Origin of the sequence: Acinetobacter sp. TYF_19 (genome assembly GCF_043105125.1) — a bacterium.
Lineage (GTDB): Bacteria > Pseudomonadota > Gammaproteobacteria > Pseudomonadales > Moraxellaceae > Acinetobacter > Acinetobacter johnsonii.
In genome coordinates, this window is record NZ_JBICLH010000019.1 from 89,765 (window position 1) to 110,489 (window position 20,725).

Genomic DNA, 20,725 nt, shown 5'->3' on the forward strand with positions numbered 1-20,725 from the left:
AGTTCGAGTATGAACTTTTCAGTTTATTGGCAACATGCTGATGCAGTCAGTAAAACACTGTATTTCATCTTGTTGGCAATGTCGATTGCAACGTGGACCATCTTTGTTTTACGTATCATGGGTACACGTCAATTGAAACAACAAGCTTATGCTCAACTTTCACAAGCTTTAGCTAAGTTAAAATCAAAGTTTGCTGTACTGAACTTTGAACAACGTAAAGCAGTTGCAGAACAAGCACTCCTTCGTCAAATTTCTGCTGAAAAAGCGAATGCGGAGAAAGGTGTTTCAGTTCTAGGCACGATTGCATCGCTTGCACCGTTCGTTGGTTTGTTTGGTACAGTATGGGGAATTTTCCATGCTCTTGTTGCTGTTGGCAAAAGTGGTCAAGCGGGCTTAGCGCAAGTTGCAACTCCTGTGGGTGAAGCATTGATCATGACGGGTTTAGGTTTGGCTGTCGCGATTCCTGCGGTGTTAGCGTATAACATCTGTGCACGTGTAAACCGTACTTTGGCACATGAGCTTCAAGACCAAGCACATGGCTTGCTAATTGATACCATGTTACAACAAGACTCAGCACCTGCGGCAGTAGAAAGTAAAGCGACTCAACAAGGTTTAGTTGGAGGTCAAGCTTAATGGCTTTTCAATTGGGTGACGATAACGATGCTGGCATGAATGAGATGAACCTCATTCCGCTGATCGATATTATGCTGGTTTTGATGATCATCTTCTTGGTGACAGCGACCGTTGCCAACCCATCAATTCCATTAACTTTACCAAAAACGACAGCTGATATTGTAGATCCTCCACCTAAAGCCATTACCGTGAGCATTAATGCAAAAGGCGAAGTGGCTTGGGATAATCAAGTGATTAGCTTGGAAGAACTACAAACGCGTTTTAATGAAGCGGGTGAGTTGGAAACCAAGCCAACTGTTCAACTTCGTGCAGATAAAGAATCTCGTTACGATATGGTCGCACAAGTGATGTCTCGTGCGAGTGAAGCTGGACTGGCAGATATTGCTTTCGTCAGCGATAACTAAGTTGATGTTAAAAAAAAGCGACTCTTGAAGTCGCTTTTTTTATGGTGAATTCTTGAATTATTTGTTGTCTTTCAATAAAGCCTGAAACTTAGAGCGCAGCTTCATCAGTTTTGGCGGAATGGCAAAGTTGCAATAGCCTTGAGATGGGTTACGAGCGTAAAAGTTTTGGTGATAGTCTTCAGCCGAATAGAACGTCGGTACAGGGCTGAGTTCGGTCACAATGTCGAGACCTTCTGCCTTTAAGTCGTTAATCGTTTGCTCTGCATCAGCACGCTGCGCATCATTAAAATAATAAATGACTGAACGATACTGGGTGCCGACATCATTGCCTTGACGGTTGAGTGTTGTTGGATCATGAGTGGCAAAAAACACATCGAGTAGCTGAGCATAGCTGATTTGAGTTTCATCAAAATCAATTAAAATAACTTCGGCGTGGTTGGTATCGCCACGACAAATATCTTCATAAGTCGGGTTGTCAGTATCTCCACCTGCATAACCACTGGTCACTTTATGTATGCCTTGAAGCTCTAAATAAACCGCTTCTACACACCAAAAACATCCACCACCAAAGAGTGCTTGTTGCATTTTAAAATCCTAATTGTGTTTATATCTGTTTATATAAGGGCTGATTGGTGCAGTACAATGTTGTCTGCTACAGATTAAAAAAGCCTGTGATTACAGGCTTTTTTATAGAAATAATTTAACGTGGTTGAATGGCAGAGCCAAACTGTAGCAGCAAGTTGCCATGTCGATCGAGCAGTTTCAGAGTTTTACCAAACACTTGGTAATGCGTCACTTTTGCCAGCGCTTCTTGGAAATGTTGCGGGAGAGTACTGTTATTGATACAGGCCATTCGGGTGGTTGCGAGCTGGCTCAAGGTGAGCGTATCGCGTCCGACGGTATAGCTGCCCATAATGCGGTTACAGCCATCTGCACCACTGATGCGGTTATCAGCTGAAAACTGAAGGCTTGGAATATTACGTTCATTGGGTGCTGTTTTAATTTCGGTATTGCCAATTTGCGTCAAAATCCAAGTCCGTTGCTGAAGCTGTTGAATGTTGGCCATTTCAATGGTGTCGGATGGCGGTGGTGTCGTTTGGCAGCCAGTCATGATTAAGCTACTCGCTAAAAGACTGCTTGCAATCAGTTTTTTTAACATGGGATCAGACTCTTATTGTGATGTATCGTCTGAACTATCAAAGCAAATTTTGTCGTTGATTGCCAGTTTTAACTTACAGCTTTTCGTTGCAGACTTTAGCGTGTTTGGTCAACGGGTAAGCCCTGACGAATAAGCTGTGAATACTCACGACTGGTTAACTCTGTTTCTTTGCTTACACGTGGATTGATATAGGCTTTTTGATACCATGTTTTCATATCCCATTGTGGACTAATCGCGCCTAAGTCATACAGATAGTTCGGTAAATAACCTGAAGCTAAAATACGATAGTCGGTTGGTAAAGCGTCATGTGAAACGGCTTGAACCATATCAAACACCAATGTGGTGCAATTACTGGTAAGGGTGTTATACCACTTAGGATGCTTGGCAAGCTCGTCTGCCTTATGTAAATACTCTACAAACAGTGCTTTACTTTCAGCCTGTCCGAGGCGAACAGGAAAGAAATAGACGTGTTCATGACGAATATTGCTACGGGTATACACAATATCATGCTCATCTGAGGCCACTAAACTCAGCTCATATTTTCTAAAAAAACCACCAATCGCTGAAAATTCTTCATTTTTTTCTTTGCGAATTTCAATGGAAAAGGTCAGTGGTGCAGTATTGGTAAAATCAAAACTAACCAAGGTATGTGCGATTTGCGGCCCCATCCAGTATGAGGTAATGATATTGACCCCAGTGATTTGATTTAGATCGAAAGAGCGGGTATCCCAATGTTCAGTATAGGAGCCGTCTGGGTGCCATGTGAAATTACGGACATTATGAAGGGTGACATGGTCGCCTTGTTTTTCATAATACAAGATTTTTGCTACTTCAGGTTGCCAGTCGCGGTCTTGACGTGCATCTAAACTAAAATACCAAGACAACGCCAATAAAAAACCAAGGAGATAAAGAACGATATCGAGGCGACGACCAAAAAAGCTTTGGGTGATATAGATGCCTAAAATGCTGAGCGCAAAAGCAATCCAGATCCCAATAAAAATACGGCTGACCAACCAGCCCAAAGGTTCTTGAATCCACAATGCAAAACACAGCCAAATTGAACTGAACAAGACAAAAATACTAAACAGGGTGTGGAGTAATCCAAAGCCCAGTGTCCGCCAAAATTCTATTTTGATCATGTTGTGCATCGTGCTTTTAGCAAAAAGAATATACTTTATTTTTGATAGGTTGCGAACTCAAAAGCAATTCCAGTTTTGTCATCAATATGTTGTTCTGACGCGACTTTTTTAAATGCTGCTGGAATGGCAGGGTAATGCGCATCACCTTGCACATCGAGTTCAACATGCGTGAGTTCTAAACGGTCCGCAATGTCGATGGTCTGTTTAAAAATTTCACCACCACCAATGATAAAAATACTGTCAGGTTTTTCTGAAGCTTGAACATCGGCAACAGCTTGCGCTAAAGCTTCTTCGATGCTGTAAGCCACCTTTGTGCCTTCAAAAGCCCAAGAAGTGTCGCGAGTAATGACCCAATTGACACGTTTGGGTAAAGTACGGCCCATCGATTCGAGCGTTTTACGGCCCATAATGACCACACCACCTTGGGTGATGGCTTTGAAGTGTTTTAGATCGGCTGAAATATGCCACGGTAGGTCATTGCCTTTACCAATACAGCGTTGCTGATCCATTGCGACTACATGTACAACTTCTAAGTTTTGAAAGGCCATAACGCGCTCAAATGTCGGTTCATATTTCTCATTCTTTCTCAAGGAGAGGAAGAACATCTATGGGTAAACCTTAATCCCGCTGATTCAATGCGAGATTGAATTGGACTTGATCTACTTTAAACAGCAACAGGTGCTTTAATCCCGGGATGCGATTCATAACCCACGATTTCGATATCTTCAAATTTAAAATCGAAAATATCTTTAACCGCAGGATTGAGTTTCAGTTGGCACAGCCCTAAAGGTTCACGGCTTAACTGAAGCTTCGCTTGCTCAAAATGGTTGGCATATAAATGCGTATCACCACCCGTCCAGACAAAGTCACCCACACCTAAACCGCAGACTTGTGCGATCATATGAGTGAGTAGCGCATAACTGGCAATATTAAAAGGCACACCTAAAAATACATCGGCACTGCGCTGATAGAGCTGACAAGACAGTTTGCCGTTATGGACAAAGAACTGGAATAGAGTGTGGCACGGAGGAAGAGCAACTTGCCCAGCTTCTTGTGGATTCCAACCCGATACAATCAGACGGCGTGAGTTTGGATTGGTTTTAATTTCATTGATTAACCAAGCAATTTGGTCAAAACCATCTTTTTCATACAAACCGTCGGCTTTTTTTGTTGCACCGAAATTACGCCATTGATGACCATACACAGGCCCCAGTTCACCTTCTGGGCGACCAAAACGCGCAGTTTGTTCTGCGGTTGACCATTCGTCCCAAATACTGACTTTGTTGTCCTGTAAATATTGCACATTGGTATCGCCTTTTAAGAACCACAACAGTTCAATCACGATCGAACGAAAGTGTACTTTTTTAGTGGTTAATAAAGGGAAGCCTTGAGAAAGATCAAAGCGCATTTGATGACCAAATACCGAGCGCGTACCTGTACCAGTACGGTCGCCTTTATCACCACCGTGATCGAGGATGTGTTGTAGCAGGTCTAAATACGTTTTCATAAAACTCTCAAATAAACACTTCGGGGGAACAGACCTCTTAATAGATGTGCCTGTACTTTCCACTCTAAATTATAAAATCTGCGGATGATTATACTGAATTGTGCCTTATTGCGCACTCGAGATTAGTAAGTCAGGCGAGATGATTAATCATATAAAAGTTATGTGAAAGCTATTACAGAGAACCAGGTTAAAGTGGTTTTGTGCAGGATTTAAACTGCAATAATTGAGTTGTATCGAATCTAAATAGATAGCCGTTTAGATGGGCAATCCATTCCATATCTAAGGACTTCATTAGCCAATGGTGAAACATTTGAGCTTAATCCGAAAAAGGACTTGGGTAAGGGGTAAATTTTTTTAGTTAATTTAAGTTTCAAAAAGTACAGAGAAAATAAAACTTTAGAAAAGTTGTGTTGCATTTTGAAAAAAAATATTACATTTACGACATGAAAGTTCAATACTGAGCGGTTAGTATTTCGAACTCGAAAAGTTGCACACCCCTAATGATTGGGAGGAGAGTTGGTTTTAGTATGCCTTATGATCAAAACGTAAATATGAATGACATCTATGCGCCTGCGCAAACCAATATCATAATACGTTCTCAGTCAGAGCGAAATGTTACCGCTGCGGATATTTTAAGCTCGAAGCAAGCAAGAGAAAGGGCTATTAGCAACCATCAGCGTGTGGATATTGAAAAATTTACAGGATTTTTAAGAAATATTACCCGTCAAACCAGCACTCAAAAATGTGCTAAAAGTATTCGCATTGGCTTAGAGTCTGCGGGTGCAAGCTTCAAGAGTCATCCTGTGGCTGCGGCAGATTGGGGGAATACCCTAACCAGCATTGGTTATCGTAAAATTAATTTATCTTTTGATCAGCCTAAAAAAGGTGATATTTATATTATCGACCGTACTGCAAAAAACCGTTATGGACATATTGCCGCTTATTCAGGCAATGGCTGGGTTTCTGATTTTAAACAAAGTGGTTATGCGGTTTACCGTAACCAAAATGTGAACTACAGCTATTATCGAATGGATTAAGCAGATGTTGACCGGATGTAGAGCAACTCCGCATCCCGATTAAATTCTTTTTTCACGCTGTGCGTGAATCGATACTAAAAATAAACCAATTCCACTAAAGCCGATACACTGGAGCGCAAGCGCAATTTTATCTTGAGCGGGGAGATAGCCCAGCAAACAAATCAGGGCAATTAGGGGTACAAAAATAACCAAACGCGAAAAGCCTTCCCGATACGGATTGTCCTGAGCAATCTTCAATAGCACACCACGTAGCAAATGCGTTGCAATGCCAATCACGAGACACAAACCAATAAAAATTGCGCCAAGCTGTTGAACTTGTGCTGCCATAAAAATCATCACGCAAGTGGCAATACAAACGATGAGTTTAATTTGACGGCTACAGCGTTCCGAATACCAAAAGTTCAACATGGTTTATTTAGACTCAGGCTGAGTATTGCTATGCAAAAGAGATAGGGGGGAAAATAGGCAAATCCCTAGCGCCATAAAACCAATCCCTTGTGCACCCGGAACCAGTAGCTCACCATCTTTAATATTCATAAAAATCAGCGCTAAGAGTAGGGCAATAGGAATCCAAGTCAGTAGACGATATAAAAAACCTGTAGGATTTTTGGCCGCAAAATGGATTTTGCAGTAACGACAAATCAGAAAAACAATCCCAGTACCCAAGAACATTAAAATGGCATTGAGGCTCAGGGGTTCCATCCAATACAACACACCTGTTACAACAGCAATTGCAATAAAAATAAGTAATTTTTTAAGAATAGAAATTGAGGGATTAAACCAAAATTCGAGCATGGGAGTGATGTATTTAAAAACCAAACATATGTCACTTTAGCATAATTTGGCCCTAAAAAAGGGGGCAATGAAGCCCCCAATATTTTATCCGCTCATCGGATTAGCCATTATTCTTTTGTGGACCCCAATCATAGATTTTCTTTTGATAGGCATACCACATCATCCACGTACCAACCAAAATCATTGGCAGACTGAGGAATTGACCTTTACTCATCCATGCGATGAATAGTTGCCCATTGTCAGGCTCACGGAAGAATTCTACGATGAAGCGGGCCATACCGTAACCGATCAAGAATAACGCTGAAACCGCCATGCGAGGACGTGGCTTTGAACTGAACCACCACAGTACGATGAATAACAATAACCCTTCAAAAAAGGCCTGATAGAGCTGAGAAGGATGGCGAATTAGCTGTAGCGGATCCGTTGGGAAAATCATACCCAATGCAAAGTTTGGGTCTGCAACAGGGCGACCGTAAAGCTCTCCACCAATGAAGTTACCAATACGGCCAAACATGAGCCCTGTAGGTACACATGGCGCAATAAAGTCGAGGGTTTGGAACCAAGTCATTTTGTATTTCTTGCACCAAAACAGCATGGCAAGCATTACACCCAAGAAGCCGCCGTGGAAGCTCATTCCGCCTGTCCAGACTTGGAATAGCCAAATAGGGTTGGCAAGGAATTGCTCAAAGCCATAAAAGAAGACGTAACCGACACGACCACCAATAACTACACCTAGAGCGCCATAAAAGATCAGATCGGAGACCATGTCCGGTGTCCAACCTCGTTCTTTCGCGCGGTAGCTTGCTAGTCCCCAAGCAAACAAAAAGGCCAATAAATACATCAGTCCGTACCAATGGACTTGTAAAGGGCCAAGTGCTATTGCGACGGGGTCAATATTTGGATAGGTCAGCATGCATATTCCTAGTCATTATGTTTTGAACAGATTTTAGCTGAAAGAGATGAAAAATGTTGTACATTCAATGTGTAAAGATGATGAGTATCGTTTATGTGTATTGTGGCAATAGCATGGCAGGTCTTGGATGAGATGCCATTGTGTTTGATTTCAAATCGAGATGAGTTCTATCAGCGCCCTTCGAGCCATTTAAAGCAATGGGAAAATAGCCCGATTATTGCAGGGCAAGATTTGCAGTCTGGCGGCACATGGATGGGTATAACGCCAACAGGACGTTGGGCAGTTTTAACTAACTTTCGCGATGGAAAGGATCAAACCAGCTATCCAACGTCTCGCGGACATTTGATTCAATCCTTTTTAGAGTCTGAACAAACCCCGATTCGTTTTGCTCAAGACTTAGAGAAAAAACAATGTGACTATGCGGGTTTTAATCTTTTTATGGGGGATCGCTATCAGGCGGTCTATATGAGCAATCGTGGTGAAGCACCACAGGTTCTTCCGAAAGGCGTGTATGTGGTGTCGAATGGTTTGATGACGGAACATTGGGAAAAAACCAAACATTTACGTAAGCGCTTTACTCAAGAGTTTTTACCAATGTTGCAACAAAGCCATATTTTACAAAGTGATGTGGAGATAGCTGCATGGGATATTTTGGAAGATGAGCGCAAGATTATTCCAAACTTATTGCCGCAAACTGGCATTAGTCTGGATATGGAAGAGTTATTATCTTCGACCTTTATTCGAAGCCCTATTTATGGGACACGCTGTTCTAACTTCCTGCGTATGACCCATGAACAATGGTCTTGGTTGGAAAAGCAGCAGCAGGGTGAGTGTAAAGGAAAAATCACGGAACAGACGGTATTCTTTAAACTATAAAAAAATGCCGACATGAGGTCGGCATTTGCTGTGTTTTTGCTTAACCTGCGATCAAACCGCCATCATTACGTGTAATGACCACGGTTGCCGAACGTGGACGCGCAGTTTGGTTCGTACGATCGGTTTGGCTTGCAGGCCAGTGGCTGGTTGGTGCATCGTAGCTCTTAGAGTCTTCACCCGGATGTTGCACATTAATGAAAATGGCTTTGTGGTCAGGCGTCATGGTTACCCCCGTGATTTCACATTCAGCAGGGCCTGTGAGGAAACGACGTAAGTTTTCATCTGTAACTTTTGCACCCACAATAGTTGCTTGTTCATTTGGAGCAGTTGCAGCACCGCCATCACCCACTTGACCCGGTAAGGCTGCAAGCATCATACAGTTAGTTGTGTCGGTATACGCGCCATCATCGGTTTGAATCCACAGCACGCCCCGTGGGTCAAACCACATCCCATCTGGTGATGACAGGTCGTTGTTATCATTTAAACCTGAGAGGTTAATGTTTTCCGCCATCGCAGCTTCAGCACCAAATAAGTAAATATCCCATTCAAAGGTCTCTGCCGCTGAGTTTTCTTCTTTGAAGCGAATGATATGACCGTTGACATTGCCTTTACCGCCTTCTGGGTCGCTATAGTTACGTGGATTCGCTGCATCGGTTGTATATGCTGTACCACGGTTTGAGTTGTTGGTCAGCGTAACATAAACTTCCCCATTTTCTGGGTTAACTGCGACCCATTCTGGACGGTCCATCTTGGTTGCTTTAACCGTGTCACCTGCTAAGCGTGCAAAGGTCAGGACTTCTGCTTGAGAGCTAAATGGGTAAATGCTGTTTTGTTCATTTAGGCCATTTTGTCCATAAGCCAATTCGACCCATTGTCCTGTACCGTCATCATTAAATTGAGCCACATAGAACTTGCCATTGTTCATGTATTTGTCACCTGCTCGGTAACCTGTGTTAATGTCTTTCGGGTCCCAAGTTGCATCCGAGACAAATTTATAAATGTATTCGCCACGAGAGTCATCCCCCATGTAGAAGGCAAACGGTTGGCCTTCAATTGCACGGCTTGCACGACAGTCTTCATGTGCGAAACGTCCTAGTGCAGTACGTTTTACAGGGTTTTGACCTGCGTTAAACGGGTCAATTTCTACAATCCAACCAAAGGTGTTTGGCCCATTACGGAAGTCTTGTGTAGCAGTTGCTCCTTTAATAGTTGCATCCCAACGGTCATATAGATCTTGCGACTCAGCTTCGCCAATTGCGGTTTCCCAAGCATAACGTGAGTTCGTATCCAAATAAACGGTACGATTTTGCTCATCTTTATTTGGGATTTTATTTCCTGCTGGATCAAGGAGGTAAATAATTTGTCCTTTTTCATTCTTCTTCGGGGTACCATCTGCATTTTTCTCATAAAGGTAATCAATACTTAAGCCCAAGCCATAACGTTTTAATGCGATTTTTTCTTTCTCTGAGCGACCTGCATATTCATCGGCACCTGAACGTTTGAAATATCCAATAAAGTTCTCTTCTGTGGTTAAATATGTACCCCAAGGTGTGTAGCCATTACCACAGTTGTTGTGTGTGCCGCGAGTTTTGAGACCCACAGGTGAATATTGTGTTGCGAGTAAAGGGTTACCTGCCACTGGACCATTAAAGTCCATGATTGTTGAGCCTGTAATACGACGATTGAAAATAGAATTTTGCACAATTTCAACTTTCTGATTTGTCTTGTCTTTCTTGATGTGAACTACGGAGACACCATGTGCATTGACTTCACGAATTACTTCGTCTTCAGGACGTCGGCCATTGGGTTTAGTTGGCCCTTTAGGATGTAGGAATGTTGGATTGATGTATTCATGATTCATCACCAAAAGACCTTGTTCTGAGGCAGACGAATCATAACGGCCAGTTGAGTTGTTTAAACCAAAAAAACTCATACCATCATGGCAATCACCTGAACGGAATTGGAAACTCGGACCAGACGGGACATTTTGATCATCCCATGCTGCATATGCTGGGTTAATCGAATCGCCCATTGCATAGAGTACAGTTGCTGTATAGCCTTCAGGCACCGTAACCCAGTCATTTAAGTTTTTATCTACTGGGGTAAATGTTAATTTCTGTGGTCGTACGTTTGGATCGGTTGGAGGCGTTGTTTCATTGTTTGTAGAATTATCATCATCTCCACACGCTGTTAAGCTTGATGCTAATGCTAACGCAGCCGCTCCACTTGCAGTTTTCTTAATTAAGCTACGGCGTGAAATGTGTTTTTCTAGAATGTCTCGAAAATGGACGTTGCTTGAGTCATTATTATCCAGTTCTTGGTCTTCATGGTAAGGCGTTTGATAGGTCATGTTTATTCCTAGCGTCTTTGCTTGGTCGTTTTTAGAAAGTTACACACAAAGTAAAGATGCAATATGACAGCGTGGTGAAGTTTATATGTCAAAAACATGAAATGATCGGTAGCACATTTAGCCATAAAAAAAGCAGGCAATTTTGCCTGCTCATTGTTTAAACTCGGGGGGGAGTTTAAGCTTCAGCCGCGCGCTTTTTTTCAATCAGTTTTCCAAAAAAGAGACCAATCTCAAATAAAAGCCACATCGGTATCGCGAGCATAATCATCGAAAGAGCATCAGGTGGGGTCACAAACATTGCAACAAAAAAACAGCCGACAATAATGAATTTTCGTTTTTCAACCAATTGTTGTGTGCTCACCACCCCAATCAAGATGAGTATTAAGGTAACAATAGGAATTTCAAATGTTAAGCCAAAAACCAAAAACAGTTTTAGACAGAAGCTGAGATAGCTGTTGATGTCTGTCATTGGGGCCACAGTGTCAGGGGAAACACTGATAAAAAAGTGCAAAATGGATGGCAGTGCAATGAAATAAGCGAAAGCCACACCAGCATAAAACAAAGCAATACTACCAATCAAAAGAGGCGTTGCGAGCGATTTTTCTTTTTCGTATAGCGCAGGTTTTACAAAAGCCCAAAGCTGATAAATGATAAAAGGCATGGCCAGCATGAGAGCCACAAAAAAGTTCAGTTTAAATGGCGCCATGAAGGTGGCAGTAACATCCGTTGCAATCATAGATGAGCTAACTGGAAGTTGTGCTCGTAAGGGTTCAGATAGCATTTGGTAGCTATGATTGGCAAAAGGCAATAAACAAAAAAACAAAATGAGAATTAAACCGACGATTTTAAATAAATGACCTCTTAAGATGATCAAGTGCTTAGTAATCGGCATTTCTTCAAGCAGCAGTTGCTCTGAATCTTGAGTCACTACAGGATTTAAGTTGTTAGATTTCATACAGCCTCCCGCATCGGTTCAAAGCTATTTTGAACACAGCCTAAATAAGGTGCCGAATCTACAGATGACTTTTGTTTCATAGGCTGAAGTGTCAGTAAGATAGGCGCTTTTTGATCTACATACTGATAAGTATGGGAGATATTTTTATTATCGAGTATGGCAGTTTCTTGGTGCTTTTCATTTGCCAAAATATTTTGTTGTTGTATGTGTTGCATCTGAGCTTGCATTTTTTGTTCAAGCTCCTGAATTCGCTTCATTTCATTTTGCATTTGCTCACGTAATTCAGACATCCGTAGCTCACGGTCAATGTCATTTTGTACATTACTGACCATGCGTTTGACTTTGCCATACCACTTGCCTGCAAAGCGCGCCGCTTCAGGTAATTTCTCTGGTCCAAGAACCAATAGTGCGATAATGCCAAACACCAAAAGCTCTGTCATGCCGATATTGAGCATCGCAAAACTCCAATGACTTAATGTTTGACGGTTGAGTTGCTTGTGTTGCTATTTTGATGTTCTAAGGTGCGTGGTTCATTGAGTTGAGCTGCTTCAGCGTCCTCATCACGGATTGATTTTTTAAAGTCTTTCACGGCACCACCGACATCTTTGCCTAAGTTCTTAAGTTTGGCTGTACCAAAAAGAAGAATAACCACAATTGCAAAAATTAGTACGTGCCAAATTGATAGTCCCGCCATGGGTAGATCCTCATCACTTTTCGTTTTCCCTATATCAACAGGCTTGTGTGACATTGCGGTGACGATGATGTTTCAATTTCAAGACAAAACGATCGCTCCGCACAGATTTTGAGGAAAAGCAGTGTTATGATGATTAGGTGAAATTTCAAGGATATTGAAGTGACGTTGCTGCTCCCTCTGTTGGCCTTTCTTAGTGGTTTATTCCTTGCATCTACCCCATTGGCAACACGGTTGAAAACAGGATTTTCAAGTCTATTAGCGCGTTGTTTTATTCCGATTGTTATTGTCTACAACATGGTGTTTTATCAGGCTGGTAGCTTTAGTTTGATGTTATTCAGTTTTGTCGTGGCAGTGCTCTTATTTTACTTTTTCTTATACTTTTCAAAGAATAAATTAAGCGCCCTATGCTTTAGTTATGTCAATATGGCATGGCTAGGCTTTCCTTTTGCGATAGCGTTGTTTGGCACAGAAATTAGTCCAGCAATGGTGGCGCTATACATCGGTGGTTCTATTTTTGGCAATCTCTGGGCGGTGACGGCTGTGAGCCAAACACCGTTAGCTTTTTCGTTTATTTTAAAAAAAGTGCTCTGTGCTCCACCCATGATTGCTTTGATGCTGGCCGTTATTTTTCGTTTCGTTGGGGTACAACATTGGTCACAGCATGATCTGATTGATGTGGTTTATAGTGCAGCCAAATTTGGTATGAGTTTCTCTGGCATGTGTGTATTGGGCATGTGGTTGAGGCACACCAAAGTTGAAAAAGCGGACTTGTGGCAAAGTAGTCGGACAGCTTTGTTAAAATTGGTATGTGGCGTGGTGCTGTGTGGGCTGAGTTATCGTTATCTTGCTATTCCTCATATTGAACAATATATTGGGGTCATGTTCTTATTATTTTGTTTACCGCCAGCAGCCAATATTGTGGCTTTGGAAACGCATTATCAAGGTACAGGCACATCGGCAAAATACATTGCTTCAGGTACGATCATCAGCTGTGCCGTGGTGAGTATTTATGGTTTATTGCTGCATGTATTTGCTGTGATCTAAGCACTCACTTTTAGCTGGAAATGCAAGTGCTGCGCAACGGTGATAGGGGGATATAGGAAATCTTTCGCTACTCTTCTCCCCGAGGGGAGAAGGGGCAACATTACACAGCTTAGTTTTTATTGTTCTAAACTGGCTTTAAACAGTTGCATCGCCTGGCCACGATGGCTGATTTTATTTTTTTCTTCTTTACTCATTTCTGCACTTGAAAGCCCTAACTCGGGTAGCCAGAACAGTGGATCATAACCAAAACCATTTTCCCCACGAGCAACCTCTAGTACTTCACCTTTCCAAATACCTTGGAAAATTTGCGGAAGAGGATCATCGGCATGTTGTACTAACGCTAAAACGCATACAAACATGCCTTCAGTCGCTTGACCATGTTTACGCAGTGGCTTGAGTTCAGCTAATAGCTTTTGGTTATTGGCAGTATCATCGCCATGTTCGCCTGCATAACGCGCAGAGTAAATCCCCGGTGCACCACCTAAAACTGGGACACAAATCCCAGAGTCATCTGCAATGGCAGGTTTTCCTGAAATTTTAGAAGCATGGCGTGCTTTAATAATCGCATTTTCGACAAAGCTCAAACCATCTTCAATGGCATCTTCAATATTCAATTTACCTTGAGCAATCACTTCAACAGGTAAGTTGAGTTCTGCAAATAATTTTTCAAATTCCGCAATTTTACCTTTGTTATTGCTTGCGAGGACTAAGGTACCTTGAGATAACCAATCAGTTGATGCCATGTGAAAGATCCATGCTTTAAAAATTATGCGGTTATTTTAACAAGTCCTACTCATGGATAGGCAATAAAAAAGCACCCGAAGGTGCTGAGTATGGAAATAAAAGCTTATTGAGCTTGAATCCACTTGTCTGCACGATCACGTGCTTGACGAATTTGATCTTGTGTTAAGTTTGCCGCCAAGGCTGTTTTCTTGCCTTCAGAAAGCGTAATCACTTTATTATCGAGCATGCCATCACGGGTTGAAAGCTCATACCATTGATAAGCCCCCATGTAGTTTTTCTTTTGCTCTTCCATCATCGCCAAGTTAAAGCTTGCGCGGTTATCACCACGACTGGCTGCTTTTTCAAAGTATTGACGTGCTAAAGATTCATCTTTTTTAGTGCCTACGCCATCTGCAAGCATACGACCAACATTTAGCTGAGCAGCCGAAAGACCTTGATCTGCAGCGGCTTTGTACCAAGCAAAGGCCTGTCGTTCATCTGCAGAGATGTCTTTACCTTGTTGATACTTAGTTGCAAGATAGAACTGCGCAGCAGGCTGACCTGCTTTTGCTGCTTTAATTAAGCTATTGATATCCATAACAGAATATTGTGCAGCTTGACTCGCAACAGACGTGGTTGGGGAAACATAATCTGCATGAGCTTGAATGCTCAAAAGTCCAACCAATAGTGTCGTGCTTAAGAATAGTTTTTTCATAGAGCGCTCACTCGATAAATTGCGACTTCACCAAACAAATTCGGGAGACGTTTACTGAGTAAACTATCTTGTTGATCCCCATTTACAGCGAGTCGATTAATAATTCTGATGTTATTTTCCGCACAAAGTGCTTCAAAATCACGGAAAGTACATAAGTGGATATTGGGTGTGTTATACCACATGTACGGCAAAGCTTCAGAAACGGGCATCATTCCTTTCAGTGCCAAGAAAGAACGGGTCTTCCAGTGGGCAAAGTTCGGAAAAGTAATGATCGCCTGTTTCCCTACACGCACCATATCACGTAATAAAACATCTGGTGCATCTACCGCTTGCAAGGCTTGTGCCATAACGACATAGTCAAAAGACTGGTCTGCAAAGCGGCTTAAACCCAAGTTTAAGTCTTGTTGAATAATATTTAACCCGCGACCGACCGCAATTGCAATCTTTTCTTGATCAATTTCCAGTCCATATGCGCGAATATTGTGCTTTTTGCTCATATGGGCCAGTAATTCACCGTCACCACAACCTAAATCGAGTACGCTGGAATCAGGTTTGATCCATTTTTCTGCCAGTTGATGATCAATACGCATTACACAGCCTCCTGAGTTGCTTGAAGGTGTTCAGAACCGCCCAGAAATGCACGTAATGCTTTTACATACAACGGAATCGGGAACAGGAACGAGTCATGGCCTTGTTCAGCGTCGATATCTAAATAGCTCACCGGTTTGTGATTGGTGATCAACGCATCCACAATTTCTTGTGAACGTTGCGGGGTAAAACGCCAGTCGGTGGTAAAGGACACCACAAGGAACTGACATTTGGTCTGTGACATGGCTTTAACTAAAGACTGTTCATACTCACGCGAAGGATCAAAATAATCCAAAGCTTTGGTCATAATCAGGTAGGTGTTGGCATCAAAGTTACGGCTAAATTGCTCACCTTGATAACGCAAATAACTTTCGACTTGGAATTCGACATCGAAACCGTACATAAATTTGCCTGACTTTAAGTCACGGCCAAATTTTTGTTTCATGGCTTCTTCAGACAGGTAGGTAATATGACCGACCATACGTGCCAAAATTAGGCCACGTTTTGGATAGCTGTCATTTTCAAGATAGCGACCATCATGGAAGTCCGGATCAGACAAAATTGACTGACGTGCGACCTCGTTAAAGGCAATATTCTGAGCAGACAGTTTCGGTGCACTGGCAATAATCACGCATTTTTGCAAACGATCAGGATAATCAACCGACCATTGTAAAGCTTGCATACCGCCCAGCGAACCACCAATCACCGCACTCCAGACTTGAATGCCCAGATGATCGGATAAAATGGCTTGGGTTTTAACCCAGTCACGAACGGTGACTAAAGGAAAGTCAGGACCATAAGGACGGTTATCATTTTCAGGGTTTGGCGAAGTTGGCCCTGTTGAACCGCTACAGCCCCCAATATTGTTCAGTGCAACCACGAAAAACTTTGAAGTATCAATCGCTTTACCTGGGCCAATACAAGCATCCCACCAACCTGGTTTTTTATCGTCAGCATGATGGTAACCCGCAGCATGATGATGACCCGATAGTGCATGGCAAATTAAAATCGCATTGGATTTATCTGCATTGAGCTCACCATAGGTTTCAACCATCAGTTCATAACGAGGAAGAATACGACCGCATTCGAGCTCTAAGGGCTCTTCAAAAGTAAACTTTTGTGGACTAACGATACCCACGGAGTCAGCAGGAAAAGACACAGGAATAATTCGCCTTAAATCTTTGGGGTTAATAAACAAAAGGATACCACTTGAGGATATCCTTCTAAAGTCATTTTAGTGCTAATTATTATTGCTAATACTTATACCGCAGCAGCAATCACTTGATCTGTGCTTAACACACCTTGATCAATTAAGCGGTTGGTACACGCAATAATAGCTTCAATCGATGAGGTCACAATGTTGTCGTGAATACCTGCACCGAAGGCTGATTTACCTGTACCTTTGACTTGTAATTCAACCAAAGCCAAGGCTTTAGCATTTGCCCCAGAGCTAATACCGCGCTCTTCGTAGCTCAAGACATCAATTGGTAACTGTAAAGCATCCAACATCGCAGAGATTGGACCATTGCCTTCGCCACGTAATTGCTGAGTTTCACCATTCACTTCAACTTCAAGCTCAACCACTTGTTTTCCGTTGTTGTCATACAAACGGTAGTTTTTAGTCGAGTAATGCGTATCTTTGGTGTCCACATAAGTTTCTTTGAACAATTTCCAAATTTCTTGTGCGGTAATTTCAGTGCCTTCTTCATCGGTACGTTTTTGTACGGTTTGAGAGAATTCAATTTGGATACGACGTGGCAATACTACGTTGTAATTTGCTTCTAACAAGTAAGCAATACCACCTTTACCTGACTGTGAGTTGACGCGAATCACAGCATCATAGTCGCGTCCCAAGTCTTTCGGGTCGATTGGTAAGTATGGCATATCCCAAATTTCTTCGTTCTTTTGGAACTCGAACCCTTTTTTGATGGCATCTTGATGCGAACCAGAAAATGCGGTGAAGACCAAGTCGCCTGCATAAGGGTGGCGAGGGTGAACAGGCAAGCCTGTGCATTCTTCTACCGTTGCAATGATTTCATTGATATTTGAAAAATCTAAGTTTGGTGCAACACCTTGAGAGTACATATTCAAAGCAATCGCAGCGACATCGACGTTACCTGTACGTTCGCCATTACCAAACACACAGCCTTCGACACGGTCTGCACCGGCCATAATCGCCAATTCTGAGGCAGCAATCCCGCAGCCACGATCGTTGTGACAGTGCACAGAAATAATCACGCCATCACGACGAGCAATGTTGCGGTGCATCCATTCGACTTGGTCTGCATAAACATTCGGTGTCGAAACTTCAACCGTAGCAGGTAGGTTTAAAATCACTTTATTGCTTGGTGACGCTTCCCAAATTTCGGTAACTGCATCACATACATCTTTTGCAACTTCTAATTCGGTTGCAGAGAAACATTCTGGGCTGTATTGGAATACCCACTCGGTTTCAGGATATTGCGCTGCATATTCTTTGACTTTGCTGGCTGCATTGACTGCTAATTGTTTCGCACCTGCAACATCGACATTTAAGACTTTTTGGCGGAAAGTTGGGGCATTTGAATTATAGATATGTACGATGGCACGTTTTGCACCGACTAAAGATTCAAAAGTACGTTGGATCAAATGATCACGTGCTTGAACCAAAACTTCGATATAGACATCGTCTGGAATGTGATTTTCTTCGATCAATTTACGAGTAAAGTCAAAGTCAATTTGAGATGCAGAAGGGAAACCGATCTCGATGTGTTTGAAACCAATTTTGACCAACATTTGGAACATTTTAAATTTTTGTTCCATATCCATCGGTTCAAAAATGGCTTGGTTACCATCACGTAGGTCAGTACTCATCCAAATAGGCGCTTTTGTAATTTCGTTGTTTGGCCATTGACGGTCTGGCAAGTCAACACGTTGATACATGCGACGATATTTCTTACTTGGATCAGCCAACATCATGAGGTAACTCCTTACATAGTACGGGTTGCATTTGAGTGGGTAATAAAAAGCAACCTACTATTTATATAGATTGTGTCTATGGTCTCTATTTACAAGGGAGTCTTCAGGGTGTTTGTAAACGTAAATATTTGATACGACTTAGATTTACCGTGAGTAACCTTGTAACGTTATATTTAAGAGTTTAATCCAGTTCGGTCGAAAAGATTTTTCTTTTTTTATGGCTTTTAGTCGTGTCTGAAAAAATATTTCCCTTTAATTTGGTATTTAGGGGAAATATTTCCGTGTATTTTTGAGATGTATTTGATCTTTTTCTTCATTTTACGAATTTGATTCATTTCATTCGCTTTGTTGAAGAGGTTATGAGAACTCTATGACCATATCGGGCTGTATATCTGCAAGTGTTGCAGTGCCCATCAACGCCATGGTGATCTCAAACTCTTCTTTTAAGATTTTAAGCACATGGGCAACGCCCAAGGCACCCGCAGTGGCAAGACCATAAATACATGGTCGCCCAACTAAAACCGCGGAAGCTCCCAAGGCAATAGCCTTAAACACATCTGAGCCGCGACGCACACCCCCATCATATAAAAGAGGGAAGTCATGCGGAACGGCTTTTTTGATGAGTTGCAAGGCTTTGAGTGGAGGAATACAGGTATCTAAAACACGACCGCCGTGGTTAGACACAATTAAGCCTTGTACGCCATGTTGAATGGCCAGTTGTGCATCGAGTGGACTGACGATGCCTTTTAACAGGATGGGTAAATCAGTCTGTTGAACCATCCATGCGATGTCGTCCCACGTCGGAGCAATTTTCATTAGCCCATTAAACACGGGATGATCGCCTTCTTGCAGTTCAGGCAGTGGAATATGGGCAGGAGTGTGCGGATGCTGCATGTTTTCAGGGAGGTGAAAGAAAGCACGACGTTCACGGTCACGGATGCCTGTATGTGGAGAGTCCACAGTAATGACAATAGCGGTGAAGTTTTGTGCCTCAGCGAGCTTCAGCAAAGCCAAAGATTTATCACGGTCACCTTGCCAGTACAGTTGGAACCATTTGTAAGGATTCTCAGGTTTGAATGTTCGCATGTCCGTGTTGGTAAAAGTACTCAAAATCATATTGCTACCGAGTACTTCAGCTGCCAGTGCAGTTGCTGCTTCTGCTTCAGGATGAAACTGCTGTTGATGTCCAATCGGTGCGACAAAAATAGGATGTGGAAAGCTTTGCCCTAAGATTTCACAGCTCGTATTGCCTTGAGTGAGATCTCTTAACATGCGTGGTATCAAGTGCAGGTTTTGGAACTGAGCGAGGTTATTCCGAACACTGATCTCATCCATAGCACCACCTTGCAAATAGTGCCAGACCATCTCAGGCAGATGCTTTTCTGCTTCAATTTCATAGTCTGCAATCGTTTGTAATGAGGCAGGAATTTGGGTGAGTGGTGGCAAAAAAGTTTTTGATGTCATGGAACGATCCAGTTGCTACAGTAGTTAACGTTGAGCTGGGATGATTGTTTTACAGTTCAGCCCATTTGCGCATCAGGTTATGATACAGACTGGTGAGCTTTACCACTTCTTGATGTTGATCACCGAGTTGTACACGTAGGTTCTGAATGGTTTGATCAAGATTAAATAAGATATGACGGTCAGCATCATCTCGAATCATGCTTTGAACCCAAAAGAACGAAGCGACACGGCAGCCTGAGGTCACTGGTGTTACCTCATGCACGCTAGTAGATGGATATAAAATCATATCACCCGCAGGTAATTTCACTTCATGATAGCCATAGGTGTCTTCTACTACCAAATCGCCACCTTCATATTCGTCAGGTTCGCTTAGAAAAACAGTGCAGGATACATCGGTACGAATCCGATCTTTGCTTCCGGCTACCCAGCGAATGGCATTGTCTACATGGAAGCCAAAAGTTTCGCCCTGTTCATAGCGGTTAAAATAAGGTGGCAAAATATCTAAAGGTAGGGCAGCGGACATAAAGAGTGGATGTTGTCCAAGTGCTTCTAAGATGATATTGCCTAAGTGTTGTGTGAGAGGGTGATCTTCGGGGAGCTGTTGATTTTGTTTTACATTTTTTGAGAGTGATCCTGTGGTTTTTTTACCATCAATCCACTCCACTTTTGCCATTTCATTACGAAAGTATTGTACCTGTTCTTTGCTTAATACATTGGGAATATGATGGATCACAACATGACCTGCTGAAAATGAAAGATCTATTTAGTCTT

General features: G+C 42.4%; 24 protein-coding genes. 5 read left to right on the forward strand and 19 right to left on the reverse strand.

Annotated features, from left to right (window positions below):
* Nucleotides 1-9: 9 nt before the first annotated feature.
* Both ACF8FD_RS02390 and ACF8FD_RS02395 read left to right on the forward strand, forming a co-directional pair.
* The gene (locus tag ACF8FD_RS02390) at nt 10-633 is read left to right on the forward strand and encodes a MotA/TolQ/ExbB proton channel family protein (RefSeq protein ID WP_004692475.1); all 624 of its coding nucleotides are present in this window, start codon (nt 10-12) and stop codon (nt 631-633) included.
* The gene (locus ACF8FD_RS02395) at nt 633-1,037 is read left to right on the forward strand and encodes a biopolymer transporter ExbD (protein WP_004692473.1); all 405 of its coding nucleotides are present in this window, start codon (nt 633-635) and stop codon (nt 1,035-1,037) included. Before ACF8FD_RS02390 ends, ACF8FD_RS02395 begins: the two co-directional genes overlap by 1 nt.
* 57 nt (nt 1,038-1,094) lie before the next feature.
* Here the strand turns inward: ACF8FD_RS02395 and msrA are convergent, their stop codons facing one another.
* The 5 genes from msrA to thyA form a co-directional block, all read right to left on the reverse strand.
* Complete coding sequence (gene msrA, locus ACF8FD_RS02400; protein ID WP_062035011.1) at nt 1,095-1,622, reverse strand: peptide-methionine (S)-S-oxide reductase MsrA; 528 nt, start codon at nt 1,620-1,622, stop codon at nt 1,095-1,097.
* Between the two features lie 115 nt (nt 1,623-1,737).
* A complete protein-coding gene (locus ACF8FD_RS02405) occupies nt 1,738-2,196 on the reverse strand; it encodes an META domain-containing protein (RefSeq protein ID WP_234955265.1) in 459 nt (152 codons plus the stop codon).
* 95 nt (nt 2,197-2,291) lie between these two features.
* Nucleotides 2,292-3,344 (reverse strand): DUF4105 domain-containing protein, encoded by a 1,053-nt coding sequence (locus tag ACF8FD_RS02410; RefSeq protein ID WP_205667217.1) that lies wholly within the window; start codon nt 3,342-3,344, stop codon nt 2,292-2,294.
* A gap of 26 nt (nt 3,345-3,370) precedes the next feature.
* A complete protein-coding gene (locus tag ACF8FD_RS02415; protein WP_114836426.1) occupies nt 3,371-3,883 on the reverse strand; it encodes a dihydrofolate reductase in 513 nt (170 codons plus the stop codon).
* A gap of 116 nt (nt 3,884-3,999) precedes the next feature.
* Entirely contained in the window at nt 4,000-4,842 is an 843-nt protein-coding gene (thyA, locus tag ACF8FD_RS02420) for a thymidylate synthase (protein ID WP_281963791.1), read from the reverse strand.
* A gap of 527 nt (nt 4,843-5,369) precedes the next feature.
* Here thyA and ACF8FD_RS02425 point away from each other — a divergent pair.
* A complete protein-coding gene (locus ACF8FD_RS02425) occupies nt 5,370-5,879 on the forward strand; it encodes a CHAP domain-containing protein (protein ID WP_005400835.1) in 510 nt (169 codons plus the stop codon).
* Nucleotides 5,880-5,918: 39 nt separating this feature from the next.
* Here the strand turns inward: ACF8FD_RS02425 and ACF8FD_RS02430 are convergent, their stop codons facing one another.
* The 3 genes from ACF8FD_RS02430 to lgt all read right to left on the reverse strand — a co-directional run bounded on the left by ACF8FD_RS02430 (nt 5,919) and on the right by lgt (nt 7,587).
* Nucleotides 5,919-6,287 (reverse strand): hypothetical protein, encoded by a 369-nt coding sequence (locus ACF8FD_RS02430; RefSeq protein WP_005400834.1) that lies wholly within the window; start codon nt 6,285-6,287, stop codon nt 5,919-5,921.
* Between the two features lie 3 nt (nt 6,288-6,290).
* Nucleotides 6,291-6,674: an AzlD domain-containing protein gene (locus tag ACF8FD_RS02435; RefSeq protein WP_005400833.1), complete on the reverse strand. Its 384-nt coding sequence runs from the start codon at nt 6,672-6,674 to the stop codon at nt 6,291-6,293.
* A 100-nt stretch (nt 6,675-6,774) separates the two neighbouring features.
* On the reverse strand, nt 6,775-7,587 hold the full coding sequence (gene lgt / locus ACF8FD_RS02440; protein ID WP_176537124.1) for a prolipoprotein diacylglyceryl transferase: 813 nt from the start codon (nt 7,585-7,587) through the stop codon (nt 6,775-6,777).
* A 93-nt stretch (nt 7,588-7,680) separates the two neighbouring features.
* On the opposite strand from lgt, the gene ACF8FD_RS02445 reads away from it, so the two are divergent.
* Entirely contained in the window at nt 7,681-8,463 is a 783-nt protein-coding gene (locus tag ACF8FD_RS02445) for an NRDE family protein (protein WP_178928130.1), read from the forward strand.
* Between the two features lie 40 nt (nt 8,464-8,503).
* Here the strand turns inward: ACF8FD_RS02445 and ACF8FD_RS02450 are convergent, their stop codons facing one another.
* From ACF8FD_RS02450 to tatA, 4 genes are all read right to left on the reverse strand, one after another.
* A complete protein-coding gene (locus ACF8FD_RS02450) occupies nt 8,504-10,813 on the reverse strand; it encodes a PhoX family protein (RefSeq protein WP_392453071.1) in 2,310 nt (769 codons plus the stop codon).
* Nucleotides 10,814-10,988: 175 nt separating this feature from the next.
* Nucleotides 10,989-11,768, reverse strand: a complete 780-nt coding sequence (gene tatC / locus ACF8FD_RS02455; protein WP_392453073.1) for a twin-arginine translocase subunit TatC — start codon at nt 11,766-11,768, stop codon at nt 10,989-10,991.
* A complete protein-coding gene (gene tatB, locus ACF8FD_RS02460) occupies nt 11,765-12,223 on the reverse strand; it encodes a Sec-independent protein translocase protein TatB (protein WP_392453074.1) in 459 nt (152 codons plus the stop codon). Before tatB ends, tatC begins: the two co-directional genes overlap by 4 nt.
* 17 nt (nt 12,224-12,240) lie before the next feature.
* Nucleotides 12,241-12,462: a Sec-independent protein translocase subunit TatA gene (gene tatA, locus ACF8FD_RS02465; RefSeq protein ID WP_004979030.1), complete on the reverse strand. Its 222-nt coding sequence runs from the start codon at nt 12,460-12,462 to the stop codon at nt 12,241-12,243.
* 159 nt (nt 12,463-12,621) lie between these two features.
* Between tatA and ACF8FD_RS02470 the strand changes: the two genes are divergently transcribed.
* Nucleotides 12,622-13,506 (forward strand): permease, encoded by an 885-nt coding sequence (locus tag ACF8FD_RS02470; protein WP_178928127.1) that lies wholly within the window; start codon nt 12,622-12,624, stop codon nt 13,504-13,506.
* Between the two features lie 116 nt (nt 13,507-13,622).
* On the opposite strand, the gene rdgB is transcribed toward ACF8FD_RS02470, so the two are convergent.
* The 7 genes from rdgB to ACF8FD_RS02505 form a co-directional block, all read right to left on the reverse strand.
* Entirely contained in the window at nt 13,623-14,249 is a 627-nt protein-coding gene (gene rdgB, locus ACF8FD_RS02475; protein ID WP_178928126.1) for an RdgB/HAM1 family non-canonical purine NTP pyrophosphatase, read from the reverse strand.
* A gap of 104 nt (nt 14,250-14,353) precedes the next feature.
* Nucleotides 14,354-14,944 (reverse strand): tetratricopeptide repeat protein, encoded by a 591-nt coding sequence (locus ACF8FD_RS02480; protein WP_392453077.1) that lies wholly within the window; start codon nt 14,942-14,944, stop codon nt 14,354-14,356.
* Nucleotides 14,941-15,534, reverse strand: coding sequence for a methionine biosynthesis protein MetW (metW, locus tag ACF8FD_RS02485; RefSeq protein WP_004979039.1), 594 nt, complete (start codon nt 15,532-15,534; stop codon nt 14,941-14,943). Before metW ends, ACF8FD_RS02480 begins: the two co-directional genes overlap by 4 nt.
* Entirely contained in the window at nt 15,534-16,691 is a 1,158-nt protein-coding gene (locus tag ACF8FD_RS02490) for a homoserine O-acetyltransferase (protein ID WP_126038232.1), read from the reverse strand. The genes metW and ACF8FD_RS02490 overlap by 1 nt, the downstream gene beginning before the upstream one ends.
* 101 nt (nt 16,692-16,792) lie before the next feature.
* Nucleotides 16,793-18,490: a 2-isopropylmalate synthase gene (leuA, locus tag ACF8FD_RS02495; protein ID WP_392453079.1), complete on the reverse strand. Its 1,698-nt coding sequence runs from the start codon at nt 18,488-18,490 to the stop codon at nt 16,793-16,795.
* A 357-nt stretch (nt 18,491-18,847) separates the two neighbouring features.
* The gene (locus ACF8FD_RS02500; protein WP_392453080.1) at nt 18,848-19,954 is read right to left on the reverse strand and encodes an alpha-hydroxy acid oxidase; all 1,107 of its coding nucleotides are present in this window, start codon (nt 19,952-19,954) and stop codon (nt 18,848-18,850) included.
* 49 nt (nt 19,955-20,003) lie between these two features.
* Nucleotides 20,004-20,687, reverse strand: a complete 684-nt coding sequence (locus ACF8FD_RS02505; protein ID WP_126038226.1) for a Fe2+-dependent dioxygenase — start codon at nt 20,685-20,687, stop codon at nt 20,004-20,006.
* Nucleotides 20,688-20,725: the final 38 nt, after the last annotated feature.